11 protein-coding genes are annotated in these 13,535 nt (G+C 63.1%); all 11 read right to left on the reverse strand.

Annotated elements, in window-relative coordinates:
* Window positions 1-113 precede the first annotated feature (113 nt).
* Window positions 114-665 (reverse strand): transglycosylase SLT domain-containing protein, encoded by a 552-nt coding sequence (locus PCJ21_RS15980; protein ID WP_269932547.1) that lies wholly within the window; start codon window positions 663-665, stop codon window positions 114-116.
* Window positions 634-1,920 (reverse strand): flagellar hook-length control protein FliK, encoded by a 1,287-nt coding sequence (locus PCJ21_RS15985; protein WP_269932404.1) that lies wholly within the window; start codon window positions 1,918-1,920, stop codon window positions 634-636. The genes PCJ21_RS15980 and PCJ21_RS15985 overlap by 32 nt, the downstream gene beginning before the upstream one ends.
* Window positions 1,917-3,287, reverse strand: coding sequence for a chemotaxis protein MotC (locus PCJ21_RS15990; RefSeq protein ID WP_269932405.1), 1,371 nt, complete (start codon window positions 3,285-3,287; stop codon window positions 1,917-1,919). Before PCJ21_RS15990 ends, PCJ21_RS15985 begins: the two co-directional genes overlap by 4 nt.
* Window positions 3,284-4,618 (reverse strand): MotB family protein, encoded by a 1,335-nt coding sequence (locus tag PCJ21_RS15995; protein WP_269932406.1) that lies wholly within the window; start codon window positions 4,616-4,618, stop codon window positions 3,284-3,286. Before PCJ21_RS15995 ends, PCJ21_RS15990 begins: the two co-directional genes overlap by 4 nt.
* Window positions 4,615-5,241: a hypothetical protein gene (locus tag PCJ21_RS16000; protein WP_269932407.1), complete on the reverse strand. Its 627-nt coding sequence runs from the start codon at window positions 5,239-5,241 to the stop codon at window positions 4,615-4,617. The genes PCJ21_RS15995 and PCJ21_RS16000 overlap by 4 nt, the downstream gene beginning before the upstream one ends.
* A complete protein-coding gene (gene fliF, locus PCJ21_RS16005) occupies window positions 5,241-6,875 on the reverse strand; it encodes a flagellar basal-body MS-ring/collar protein FliF (protein WP_269932408.1) in 1,635 nt (544 codons plus the stop codon). The genes PCJ21_RS16000 and fliF overlap by 1 nt, the downstream gene beginning before the upstream one ends.
* 122 nt (window positions 6,876-6,997) lie before the next feature.
* A complete protein-coding gene (locus PCJ21_RS16010) occupies window positions 6,998-8,026 on the reverse strand; it encodes a flagellin N-terminal helical domain-containing protein (RefSeq protein WP_269932409.1) in 1,029 nt (342 codons plus the stop codon).
* Between the two features lie 421 nt (window positions 8,027-8,447).
* Window positions 8,448-9,545, reverse strand: coding sequence for a flagellin N-terminal helical domain-containing protein (locus tag PCJ21_RS16015; protein WP_269932410.1), 1,098 nt, complete (start codon window positions 9,543-9,545; stop codon window positions 8,448-8,450).
* Window positions 9,546-9,849: 304 nt separating this feature from the next.
* Entirely contained in the window at window positions 9,850-10,770 is a 921-nt protein-coding gene (locus tag PCJ21_RS16020; RefSeq protein WP_269932411.1) for a flagellin N-terminal helical domain-containing protein, read from the reverse strand.
* 299 nt (window positions 10,771-11,069) lie between these two features.
* Window positions 11,070-12,074, reverse strand: coding sequence for a flagellin N-terminal helical domain-containing protein (locus PCJ21_RS16025; RefSeq protein WP_269932412.1), 1,005 nt, complete (start codon window positions 12,072-12,074; stop codon window positions 11,070-11,072).
* Between the two features lie 280 nt (window positions 12,075-12,354).
* Window positions 12,355-13,341 carry a flagellin N-terminal helical domain-containing protein gene (locus PCJ21_RS16030; protein ID WP_269932413.1) on the reverse strand — a complete coding sequence of 329 codons (987 nt, stop codon included), beginning with the start codon at window positions 13,339-13,341 and terminating at the stop codon, window positions 12,355-12,357.
* Window positions 13,342-13,535 lie beyond the last annotated feature (194 nt).

Consider the following 13,535-nt stretch of genomic DNA (forward strand, 5'->3'; position numbering starts at 1 on the left):
AGTCGGGAATCGCGCAGGTTGAACCGGCTGCACGACATGCGTGCATTCGTTTCGATGGATGATGCTGGCGATCAGGTCTCGGCAGGACGCCGGAGCGAGGCGGTCAAAAACGCCTATGGGTTGCAGAACGACCTGGCGTTTGAGGTCCATTGGCCGAAGCCGGTGGCGACCATGTTGGAGATGACGCGACAGACATATCGCTTCTGGGCCGGGTCGTTGTCGGGGCCGGCGTGGTAACGCGCAACAGCCATCGACCACGACTCGTGGCGGCTATGGAGGCTGACCAAAAACCGCGCGGCGTAGTCGACATTGCGCCTGGGATCGAGCATGTCGGCGACACTGCGGAATTCGGCCGCGTGATAGCGGTGATTGATCTGCATGCAGCCAAGATCGATCAAGGTCTTGCCTTCGCCGCGCGCGGTGGCGAATGCGGCCAGCGCCTCGCTACGGTTTTTTGGAAATACTGCTTTTCCTTCTATATTCAATGCGTTGGGTTGGAGAGTTCCCTTCTTGCCGGTTTCGGTAAGACCGACGGCATAGAGAATTCCCACCGGTACGCCATAGCGTTCCGCCGCGCGCACGATCTCCGGTTCACAAGGGTTGGTCGCCGCCGAGGCAATGCCCGTCGCTGCGCTAGATGTAGAGGCTGCCGCCAGAAGATGCAGGGCCAGACGACGAGATGTTGCGTGTGCCGCCTTCTTCACCTGCCGCTCCTCTCGATGTCTGTCTGTTGCCTGAATTCGCACCGTCACTGCCAGTTCCACCGGATTGGAACGCTTGTTGGTCGCGTCCTCCGGAACCCGTCTGCGGGGGGCTTGCATCCGTTCTCGCGCTGGCAGCGTTGTTGGTCGGCGGGGCCTGGATGGTGATGCGATCGACATCGAACCCGAGGCCTTTGAGTGCGCTGGTGATCGCTTCGCGATCGGCTGAAAGACGATGATAGGCTTCCGCGTTCTCAACTTCTATTTCAACTGTCAGTTGTGATCCGGCGAGATGCAGATTGGCGTTCACGGTGCCCAGTTCGACCGGGCGCAGCTGTATCTTGAGGGTGTGTGCCGAGGGTGCATTTGTGGCGGTTGTTTGCAATTGCTGAACGGCGGTCGCGGCAGCGGCGTGGCGCGGCGCGGCCGAGGCGATGTCCAGCGCCAGGGACGTCGCCGTCGTGCTTCCAGCGCCGGCTGCCGGCGCAGGCATTGCCTGCTCGGAAATGATGCTGACGCGGCTTTGCTGCCCGGCGCTGTCCGCCTGTCGGGCAGGGACCTGGCGGGCTGGCTTGTCCGTCTCGGCGGCGCGGCCTTCGGCCGGGGCTCCGGAGGCCGGATCGGCGTTGGCAATGAGTTCCTCGCCTGATGTGGCGGCCATGCCATCGGGAAGCCGCATGCCGGCCTGGGCGTTGTGTTGTGCGGTCTGGTCCGATGTCGAGACGGTCGTCGGGGTTGCTGTCCCGGCGGTTCGAGACGCTGCCTGTCCCGGCAGTTCGCCGTTCTCTTCGGCTGGTGCGTTGGTGCTTGCCGGTTGGCTTGCGACCTTGCGCAGTTCGCTGAGCGCCAACACCAGCGGCAGCGCTGTTTCCGCAGGCTGTTCGGCCTTTGCAGTGTCCTTGGCCGGCTGATCCGGCAATGGCGGCTCGAGGGTCGAGGGCTCCCCATCGGCGAGCGGCACGTCCTGGTCGGCGGGCGTCTCGGTGTCCGGTTCGGAGGCGCCTTGCGTTGCCAGCCGCTCGACGAGCTTGAGCCAGCGCTTGTCGCGCGGCGCTTCGTTGTCGAGGCGCTTGTCCTGTGGCTTGTCCTCGGCCTTGGCTCGGCCAAGCAAAGCCTGGTCGAAACCATCCTGTTCGCCGTCATTGGCGGCTGCCGTACGATTGCCGTTGGCGGACTGGGCGGCGGGCGAGCCCACCAGAGCCGAGCGGATGTCGGTCATTGGGGGGAGGCTCCTAGAAGTTCGTCGATGGCCTCGAGCGTGCGGCGGGTCTGGACGATCTTGGGGTCGTCCGGTTCGCTCGGCGTTTCGGGCTGTCGCGCTGTGTCGGTTGAAGCTGCCGGAGCGCCAAGCGGAATCTGCCTGACCTTGGCTGCCGGCGCCGGCGTTGAAGACGGCTGCGCCGCGGGCTCGGCCTTGGCGGGTTCGGCGTCGATGGCGTCGGGGATCATCGGATCGCGGTGGTCGGAAGGAATGTCGATGGCCGCTGGCGGCAGCTCGGCGATGTCGGCGGGCTTGCTTGCCGCCGCGGGCGGCGTTGCTGCCGGTACTGCCGACGTCACTTCGGAGGCCACCGCTTCAGCTGCGTCGAGCAAGGCGCGGTCGCCCTTGGAAAGCTTGCTGTGGTCAATGCCGCCCAGCTTGCCGAGCATGTCCTCGACGCTTCCCGATGTCACGGCGGAGATGCCCGAATAGAGCTGGGACCGCGGATCGTCGCCGGACGTCTTGCCGTCACGGCCTTGCTCGGCCTTGCGCGAGGCAAAGGACGAAAGCTCGGTCAGGCCGTCTATGGCGGCGCGGCGCGCTATGCGCAGATAGACGACCCTTTCCTGCTCGGCGTCCATCATCGCGGTGATTTCGCCAAGCGTGTCAAAATCGATGGAGCTGTGCAAGTCGACCACGCCGGCGACGAAGGCATCGGCAAACTGGCTGGCGTAGGGCGAGCGCAGATAGCTGCGGACATACTGGACCGAGTTGCGCAGAAAGCGCGAGCCGTCGCCGAGCTTCGGCGTCAGGGCCACCGAGCGGCGGAGCGCTGCTTCCTCAACCAGGGTGCCCGGGCTCATCACCCGTGCTTGGTCGAAGAGCTTGAGAGCGGCTTCGGGATCCTGGTTGATGCTCACCGAACCTTTGACCAGGGCCAGGAACGCGCCGAGCTCCGAGACCTGGGCGAGCGGATCGACGGTGGCAAGCGCGTCCACCGTGCCCTTGGGCTTGCCGCGCAGGTAGTCAATGACGCCTTGCGCCAGGGTGCGGTCGGCGTCTTCGAGCGTGAGGCGCGAAATGACCTGTTCGATGGTCAGCGGGTTGCCACCGCTCATCGCGTAGATCAGCAGTGCGCGAAAATTCTTTGGTTCCTTGAAGGAAGCCGGATCGGCGGTGCGCATGCGCTCGTCGGTCATTTCCAGCAGCCGTCGCTGCATCGGCAGCGATGCCTGGTCGCCCGTGGCGATGCGATCCTGCACCAGCTGCAGGCACCGTACCATCTGGTACGGTTCGAGCGCGGGGGCCTCGCTGGCATGGGCGCGCCCGCTCGCGACCATGATCGCGACAAGGGCTACGCCGGAAAGGGCCGCAGCGAGCCTCATTCGGCCGTCTCCAGCAGGATCTCTATGCGACGGTTGGTGGCCGAGAACGGTTCCGCGGCATCCTTCAGCTTGCGGTCGGCGAAGCCGGCGACTTCGACGATACGCTTTTCGTCGAGACCGGCGCGGACGAGCATGTAGTAGGCCGAGTGAGCGCGCGCCGTCGACAGCCGCCAGTTGTCGTAGCCGCCGCCACGGAACGGGCGGGCGTCGGTATGGCCGTTGATCGAGACGTTGCCGGGGTGGTCGGCGATGGTCCTGGCGATCTTCTCCATTGCCAGGATCAGCTGCTTGCGCGGCACGGCTGAGCCGATCTCGAACATGCCGAAGTCGAATTGCTCGGTGACCGAGATGACCACGCCCTTGCCCGTGGCGACGACGGACAATCCTTCGGGCAGGGCTTTGCCCGACTGGATCGCCTGCGACAGCTCGCGGCGGATGGCATCCGCTTCGCTCAAAGTCTCGCTCGACGGGGTCTCGTCGCGAGGCTTCGGTTGCTTGGCGACTGCTTCGGTTTCCGCAGCATCCGGTTTCGGGGCGTCGCCCGGCTTGGCCGCCTGTGCGCCGTTGCTGCGCTCGATCGGCGCCGGTGGGGTGGGGGCCGTGGCCGCGGCGCCTTCGCCGGCCGGCGTTAGCGCCTCGGTCGCCTTGACAGGTTGCGATTTGGCCGAACGTTCGACCTTGTCGCCTGGCTTGGCCGGCTCACCCTCGAGGGCCGCGCGCTCGGCACTGGCCTCGGCTGCGGGCGTTGCGACCTGCTCGGTCCAGAAATCGGGCGCAAACGGATCGCGATAAGCTTCGCCGCTGGCCGCGCCGCTTGCCGAGCCGGCCTCCAGCGCGCCGCCATCGCCCTTGTCGGAGAGGTTGGCCTTGGTGCCGCTCTCCTGCGCGATTTCGGCAAGAACGGCATAGGGGTCCGCAAACAGGTGTTCGTCGGAGCGGGCCGTCGTGTCGGACGATGCGGCCGAGTTCTGTTCCGTCGAGGGACCTGCGTTACCGCGTCCGTCGACGCCTGCCTTGCCGCTCACTTCCTGCGGATTTTCGGCGGTCAGGCCGGCGGAATTGGGCCCGTCGCCCATTTCTTCGAGGCCCTTGCGGCTGGCCTGGCGGTCGACGAGCTTGACCGGATTGAAATAGCTGGCGACCGCAGCCTTGGTCTGTTCGTTGGCGGCGCTGATCAGCCACATGACAAGAAAAAAGCACATCATCGCCGTCATGAAATCGGCGAAGGCAATCTTCCACACGCCGCCATGGTGTGCCTCGTCGTGGTCCGAGTGGGCGCGGCGGACGATGACGATCTCGTGACGCGGCTCGCTGCCGTCGGCGACGCTCATGGCAAGGTCTCGGAGAGCGCCGCCGACCATTCGCCGAGCCGGGTCTCAAACAGGTTGTCGTCAATCGCGACGCTTAGGTCGAAGCTGGTGGTCTCGGTGTAGTCGAGGCTGTCGGCCCGCTCGCCGAGCGCCTTGGCCAGGGCTTCGAACATCAATTGCGGCCCGCTGACCTTGATGCGCACCGCTTCGCGGTCGACAAGCGTCGATGCGATGGCTGCGGCAAGGGCGGCGACCGAACGGTCGCGGATGTCGTCGCTGACCAGGCCGGCGATGACGCGCGCGGCTGCATCGGTGGTGAGTTGCACCAGACGCGTCTCGGCACTGCCGAAGCCCGCGACGATTGCAGCGCCGGTTTCGGCGCCAAGGCGCGTTCCCAGCGCCTCGAGCTCATCAGCATGCTGCCGCCGCTCCGCCTCGAGCGTCGCGTTGAATTCTTCCTGCAATCGGCCCGCGAGGTCCGTCTCCGCCTGGGCTACGGCCGCGGCGATCATGGCCGGTATGTCCGGGTCGGGGACGGCTTGGGGGTAGGTGGGCGGAGCGACATGAGCCCCCTCGGCCTCGTCGCTGCGCGCGGCATGCGGCGCGAAGTCGGTGAGCCTTTCGAACAGCGCTGCAATGGACATCAGGCGGCAACCTCCTGGGCGGCCCATTTGCGCAGGATGAGCGCGGTACGTTCCTCATTGAGGTCGACCATGCGGGCAAGGCGGTCCTGCGGCGCGGGGCGCAGCTTGTTGCGCAGATCATCGAGGGCGGCCGGCCGGTTGGAGCCTGGAAGCAGGGGGGTGGGAGCCTCGGCGCTGTCGTCGGGCGTCGGCAGCGAGCGCTGCACTTCATCGAAGCTCGGGCCGGCGAGTGCCGCAGCCTGCGGCCTGGCCAGCGCCGCAGCCATCGGGCGAAGGCCGAAGAAGGCGAGCAGGAACACCACCAGCACGAAGGCGCCGGCATTGATCATGGTGCCGGCGTGCTGGCCAACGGAGGCAAGCATGCCGGGCCCCGCGATTTCCTCGCCGTCGAGACCCTCGATGAACTCGACCGCCGAGACGTTGATCACGTCGCCGCGCTTTTCGTCGAAACCGGTGGCCGAAGCCACCATCTTCTGGATGTCGGCGACGCGGGCGGCGATCAGCTCCGGGGTGGCGTTCTGGCCAAGGATGGCGGCGAGGCGCTGCTGGTTGACCACGACCGCAATCGACATCTTGGTCACGGAGTAGCCATTCGAGACCGTGGCGATGCGCTTGGAGTTCATCTCGTAATTGGTGATCTCTTCCTTGCGGTCGCTGGCCGAGCTCGACTGCGGACCGTCGGTCGCTGTTGCTTCGGCTTCCGGCAGGTTCTGCTCGACGCTGGCCGGCGTCGACGACTGCTTCTGGTTCGAATTCTCGTTGGCGCGAACGACCTGGACCGAGCGCTCGACGCGCGATTCCGGATCGAAGATCGTCTCTTCGGTCTGTCGCGAGTCGGTGTTGACGTCGGCCTTGACGCTGGCGCGGAAGTTGTCCGGGCCGAGATAGGCGGCAAGCGCGCGCCGGATGTTGTCTTCGATCTGGGTCTCCACGGTGCGCTCGACGCCGATGGAGCGGGCGGCGCTGGAGTTGTTGGGATCATCGCCGGCGGCAAGCAGATTGCCGCTTGAATCGAGAACCGTCACGCGCTCGGCGTCGAGGCCGGGCACGGCCGCCGCGACCAGGTGGCGGATGGACATAGCGCTCTTGTCCGCGTCGACGCTGGAGGCACGGATGACGACCGATGCGGAGGGCTGCTGCTCGTCGCGGCGGAAATTGGCGCGCTCGGACATTACGATGTGGACGCGAGCGGCCTTGATGCCCTGGATCGATTGGATGGTGCGGGCAATCTCGCCCTCAAGCGCGCGGACGCGGGTGACCTGCTGCATGAAGGAGGTGAGGCCGAGCGATCCGACATTGTCGAACAGTTCGTAGCCGGCATTGGCGCTGGAGGGCAGGCCCTTTTCGGCGAGCAGCATGCGCGCCTGCGCAGTGCTGCCGGCGGGCACAAGAACCGTGGTTCCGTCGGAGGCGACGTCGAAGCCGATGCCGGCTTCGCCAAGCACCATGCCGATCTGGTTGACGTCCGAGCGCTCGAGCCCGACATACAGCGTCTCGTAGGCAGGGCGGTTGAGATACACCGACGCCACCGCCACGACGGCGACGACGAGTGCTGCGATGGCACCAAGGATCGCAAGCCTGCGCGGACCGAAACTCCGCAAATTGGCGACGACGCTCTGTAGTTGTTCGGGCACGTGCGTAAGCTCCCCGCAATATCTTCCGCCGCGACCCTAGACCTCGAAGCTTGTGCGAAAATGAAATGGCCGCGCACGAGGCGCGGCCATTCTGGAAGACTTCCGGACCGGTCGGGTGTCGATCAGCCCTTGAAGAGCGAAAGAATGTTCTGCGAGTTGGAGTTGGCGATGGACAGCGCCTGGATACCCAGTTGCTGCTGCACCTGGAGTGCCTGCAGGCGGGTCGACTCGCGATCCATGTCGGCATCGACCAACTGGCCAACGCCGCGATCGATGGAGTCCATCAACTTGGAAACGAAGTCCTTTTGCAGGTCGATGCGGGTCTTGGCAGCACCGAGGATCGTGGCGGCATCGGTCATTTCCGACAGTGCCTTCTCAACCACGTTCAACATCTGCTGAATCTGAATGTCGTTGGAGCCGGTTACCTTGAGGGTGGTGACAGAGTAGCCATCGGTTGCAGCCACGGTGCCGGCGGTGGCGGCGGTGGCGGCGTTGTCGCGCTTGCCGCTGGTGCCAAGCCGGAGACCATCGAGAATGCCCATGTCGACGGCGTCAAACTCTTCGCCGGCATCAAGCACGCCATCGTTGTTTGCATCGGCGAAGCCAGTGTCGAACAGCTTGATCGGCTGAACGTCGATGGTGATCTTGCCGAGGGTGACAGTGCCGTTCGATGCGCGATCAAACGACGACACGATGCTCGCGCCATCGTGCTTGCCAGGTGTTGCGTGATCTTTCGTGTCGACAGCCAGCCAATTGGCACCCGAGAATGTCGCGCCGCCGGCAATGCTCTTCAGCTGTTCCTGGCGCGCCTTGATTTCGGTATCGATCTTGGCCTTGTCTGCCTCGCTGGCGCCGACCGCCGCGACGAGCTTGAGCTTGATCTCCTCGACCACCGTGAGTGCCTTGTTCATGGCGGTATACGCGGTGTCGACCTTGCCGGCGCCGAGACCAAGAGCGTCCTGGACCGTGGAGAGCGCCTTGTTGTCGGAGCGCATGGTCGTCGCGATCGACCAGTAGGCAGCGTTGTCGGAGGCCTCGGCCACGCGGTAGCCGGTGGAGATGCGGCCTTGAGTGGTGTTGAGAGCCTTGTTGGTGGCGCTCAGGCTCTGCAGGGCCGTCATCGCCGAAGCGTTAGTCATTATGCTGGACATCTATTGGACCCCCTCTGTCAAATCTCGCGCCTTGCGCGAACCGGTTGCGGCTGCTGTTCGTTCCGCCAACGCGGCAACCGAACCGTCTTATGCAATGGTTAACCATACCTACGAGAGTATGGTTAACGGCTGATTAAGAGCGCACTTTGGCCCGCAATAGCTGACGTGCCTGACGACGCAGCGGAATCTATGCTGAGGGGAGCTTGCGCGAGGCTATCCAGCGGGCCGCGCGATCACGCAAGTTCAATCATTTAGCTTGATTTGCGCGCCTGGATGGAGGGGGTGTGGGCGGAGACATCCATCGCTTGCATTAGCTGAAACGCAATCGGGCCGCACCATGCGGTGCGGCCCGATGCCTGAAATCGGAATGCCTGAGACGGCTCCGATCAATGTCGAAAGCCATGCGCTTCCGGAGCGTTCCTTAGCCGCGGAACAGCGACAGGATCGACTGCGAATTGCCGTTGGCGATCGACAGGGCCTGGATTCCGAGCTGCTGCTGGACCTGAAGGGCCTGCAGGCGGGTCGATTCCTTGTTCATGTCGGCGTCGACGAGCTGACCGACGCCACGGTCGATCGAGTCCATCAGCGAGGAAGTGAACGACTTCTGCAGCTCGATGCGGCTCTTGGCGGCGCCGAGGTTGGTTGCTGCGGTGGTCATTCCCTTGAGCGCGCCTTCGACTTTCGCCAGCATCGAACCAAGGAAGGCATCGGTCACGCCTGCAGCGGTGATGTCGAGGTTGGCGACCGAAATGCTTGCGATCGTCGTCGCAGTCGCGTCGGCGGCCGTAGCTGCACCCGTACCAGCCGTAGCAGCCGCGGCATCGGTGCCGCCGCCGGCGACGGAAGCGGCATAAGCCGTGTCGTAGGCGGTCTGTGCAGCGGACGAACTATAGATTGTCGTCTGACGGTCGAGGATGCCGGCGTTCTTGATGTTGGCCGGGGTGCCCGCGCCGGAATCGTAGAGCTTCAGGCCCTCGACCTTGATGTCGATGGTCGAGATCGAAGCGGTGCCCGATGCGTTGCGGTTGAACGCCGACACGATCTTTGCATCGGCCTGTACGCCGGTATTGGCTGCAGCAGCAGCGCCTGCCGCGTCCTTGTTGGAGGAAACCGACAGGTAGTTTGCGCCCGAGAAGGTGGCGCCGTCGGCGTAGGCCTTGAGCTGGTTCTGCAGCGCCTTGATTTCGGTCTGGATCTTGGCCTTGTCGGCCGCCGAAGCGCCGTTTGCGGCAACGAGCTTGACCTTGATCTCGTTGAGGGTGTCGATGGCCTTGTTCATGCCGGTGTAGGCGGTGTCGACCTTCGATGCGCCGAGGCCGAGCGCGTCCTGAACCGTCGAAAGCGCCTTGTTGTCGGAACGCATGGTGGTTGCGATCGACCAGTAGGCGGCGTTGTCGGACGCTTCGGCGACGCGGAAGCCGGTCGAGATGCGGCCCTGGGTGGTGTTGAGAGACTTGTTGGTTGCAGCAAGGCTCTGCAGTGCGGTCATTGCTGACGCGTTGGTATTGATGCTGGACATGGGAATTACGCCCCTAGGAGAATGCGAAATGCAGGGACATACCGGATCGACCGGTATGGCGGAGCGGCATCATGCCAATGACCTCCATGGGTCACCCGCCATATGGAACAGTATTGCCGATAGTTGCTACCAAACGTCTAAGCGTTATGGTTAAGCTGCCTTAACAATTTCAATTTGCTGGAGTCTGTTCGGACAAAGCAAAGCTGGCCACATCGTTCGATGCGGCCAGCCGTTTGAGCAGGAATGTCTGGCGTTCCTGACTTTGATGCCAGCCGAAAGCGTAGACCAGCTTTCAGCGCAGGTCTTAGCCGCGGAACAGCGACAGGATCGACTGCGAGTTGCCGTTGGCGATCGACAGGGCCTGGATACCGAGCTGCTGCTGGACCTGGAGGGCCTGCAGGCGGGTCGATTCCTTGTTCATGTCGGCGTCGACGAGCTGTCCGATACCACGATCGATGGAGTCCATCAGGCTCGAGGTGAAGGTCTTCTGCAGGTCGATACGGCTCTTGGCAGCGCCGAGGTCGGTTGCAGCGGTCGTCATTTCCTTGAGAGCAGCTTCAACGCGCTGCAGGTGCTCGCCAACAACCGCGTCGGTGGTCGCAGCGGTCAGGGCAATTGCGGACACCGCAGAGCCAGCGCCTGCAGCGCCGGTGGCATCGCGCGTCTTGTCGAGGATACCCTTGTTTGCGCCGACTTCGAACAGCTTGATGTTCTCAACCTTGACGTCGATCGTCGAGATCTTTGCCGTTCCCGATGCATCGCGGGTGAAGGCAGACACGATCTTGATGTCGGCGGCTGTACCGGCGCCCGAGCTGGTCGAGAGCATGTTGGCGCCCGAGAAGGTCGCGCCATCGGCATAGGCCTTCAACTGGCTCTGCAGCGCCTGGATTTCGGTGTTGATCTTCTCTTTGTCGGCGCCCGATGCGCCGTTGGCGGCAACGAGCTTGACCTTGATCTCGTTGAGGGTGTCGATGGCCTTGTTCATGCCGGTGTAGGCGGTGTCGACCTTCGAAGCGCCGAGACCGAGCGCGTCCTGGACCGTCGAAAGCGCCTTGTTGTCGGAACGCATGGTGGTTGCGATCGACCAGTAGGCGGCATTGTCGGAAGCTTCGGCGACGCGGAAACCGGTCGAGATGCGGCCTTGGGTGGTGTTGAGGGCCTTGTTCGTCGCAGACAGGGTCTGCAGCGCGGTCATGGCCGATGCGTTGGTGTTGATGCTGGACATGGGAAAAACGCCCCTAGGAAATGCTTAAATACAGGGACATACCGGGCCGGCCGGTATGACGGAGCGGCATCATGCCAATGATCTCTGGGATCACCCGTCATGGCCCAGATTGTATTCAATCGCTTACTAATAAATTTCTAAATATTATGGTTAATCGAAGTTAATCATTTGATTTTTATGATTTTTCCGGAGCGGAGTTCAGCAGCTACCAGCCTTGGCAGGGGTAGGGTTGGGTCCACAAATGCAGTTGGGCCGCACCTTGCGATGCGGCCCAACCATCTTTCTTGCCCGAACGGGAATTACCGGAACAGCGACAGGATCGACTGCGAGTTGCCGTTGGCGATCGACAGAGCCTGGATACCGAGCTGCTGCTGGACCTGGAGGGCCTGCAGGCGGGTCGATTCCTTGTTCATGTCGGCGTCGACGAGCTGACCAACGCCACGATCGATGGAGTCCATCAGGCTCGAGGTGAAGGTCTTCTGCAGGTCGATGCGGCTCTTGGCTGCACCGAGGTTGGTGGCAGCCGTGGTCATGTCCTTCAACGCAGCTTCGACCACACCGAGCATATCGCCGATCTGGGTGTCGCTTGCCGCGGTTGCGCCGCTCGTCAGTGCGAGGGTGGCAACGCTGTAGGTGTCACCAACCGCGGCAGCCGCGCCAAGCGTCGGCGCCTGGATGTCGGCATCGGCAACACGCACGCCATCGTTTGTCCGCTGCGCATCGAGCAGACCGGCGTGGGCGTTGTCGGCGGCGCCAGCAACATCGTAGAGCTTGATGTTGTTGACGGCGACATCAATCGTCGAGATCGATGCCGTACCTGCGCCGTTGCGGTTGAACGCCGAGACGATCTTCACCGGATCGGCGGTGCCGACCGTTGCCGCGGCCGACGAGTCGACGGAGAGCATGTTGCTGCCCGAGAAGGTGGCGCCGTCGGCATAGGCCTTGAGCTGGTTCTGCAAGGCCTTGATCTCGGTGTCGATCTTGCCCTTGTCGGCCGCCGAAGCGCCGTTTGCGGCAACGAGCTTGACCTTGATCTCGTTGAGGGTGTCGATGGCCTTGTTCATGCCGGTGTAGGCGGTGTCGACCTTCGAGGCGCCGAGACCGAGAGCGTCCTGGACTGTCGAAAGCGCCTTGTTGTCGGATCGCATGGTGGTTGCGATCGACCAGTAGGCGGCATTGTCGGAAGCTTCGGCGACGCGGAAGCCTGTCGAAATGCGGCCCTGGGTGGTGTTGAGAGACTTGCTGGTTGCGGCAAGGCTCTGCAGCGCGGTCATTGCTGACGCGTTGGTATTTATGCTGGACATGGGAATTACGCCCCTAGGAAAATGCGAAATGCAGGGACATACCGGATCGACCGGTATGGCGGAGCGGCATCATGCCAATGACCCCTCCGGGTCACCCGCCATGCCTGCAACTTCACGCAAAGTTCCTGCCAAACATCTAAGCAAAATGGTTAATCCAATCAGGTGGTTGGCTGGCTCGACGGATTTCCACAAGCGATATCGCCAAAACGGAAAGGGCCGCACCTTGCGGCGCGGCCCCAGTCCGATCAACTGCCTGAGACGGCAACTGATGATGCTTATATTAGCCGCGGAACAGCGACAGGATCGACTGCGAGTTGCCGTTGGCGATAGACAGGGCCTGGATGCCGAGCTGCTGCTGGACCTGAAGGGCCTGCAGGCGGGTCGATTCCTTGTTCATGTCGGCGTCGACGAGCTGTCCGATACCACGATCGATGGAGTCCATCAGGCTCGAGGTGAAGGTCTTCTGCAGGTCGATGCGGCTCTTGGCGGCGCCGAGATTGGTCGCAGCCGTCGTCATGTCCTTCAGCGCGCTTTCGACAACGCCGAGCATCTGGCCAAGCTGCTGGTCGGTTGCAAACAATGTGCCGTCCGTCAGCTTCATTGTTGCGACCTGGAAAGTATCGGCAGCATCATACGTGCCGAGGGTGACTGCATTCGCAGCGCCTTCGACGCCAGCAGCGGTCCGCTCGGAGTCGAGAATGCCCTTGTTTACGCCAGCTGCAGTGCCGGCTTCGTACAACTTGATGTTTTCGACAGTGATGTCGATGGTCGAGATCGAAGCAGCGCCCGATGCGTTGCGGTTGAACGCCGAAACGACCTTGACGTCAGCCGCGGTGGTTGCCGTGGTGCCGCTGTTGACCGAGAGCATGTTCGAGCCGGAGAAGGTGGCGCCGTCGGCATAGGCCTTGAGCTGGTCCTGGAGTGCCTTCACTTCGGTCTGGATCTTGGCCTTGTCGGCATCCGAAGCGCCGTTGGCGGCAACGAGCTTGACCTTGATCTCGTTGAGGGTGTCGATGGCCTTGTTCATGCCGGTGTAGGCGGTGTCGACCTTCGAGGCGCCGAGACCGAGAGCGTCCTGGACCGTCGAGAGCGCCTTGTTGTCGGAACGCATCGTCGTTGCGATCGACCAGTAGGCGGCGTTGTCGGAGGCTTCAGCGACGCGGAAACCCGTCGAGATGCGGCCCTGGGTGGTGTTGAGAGACTTGTTGGTTGCAGCAAGGCTCTGCAGCGCGGTCATTGCTGACGCGTTGGTATTGATGCTGGACATGGGAATTACGCCCCTAGGAAAATGCGAAGATACAGGGACATACCGGATCGACCGGTATGGCGGAGCGGCATCATGCCAATGACCTCCATGGGTCACCCGCCATGCCTGCAATCTCGCACAAACATCCTGCCAAACACCTAATCGGTATGGTTAAGTGCCGTTAAGGTATTTGGTCACGGGGTCTTGAGGGACAT

Origin of the sequence: Aminobacter sp. HY435 (assembly GCF_027568395.1) — a bacterium.
Taxonomy (GTDB): domain Bacteria; phylum Pseudomonadota; class Alphaproteobacteria; order Rhizobiales; family Rhizobiaceae; genus Aminobacter.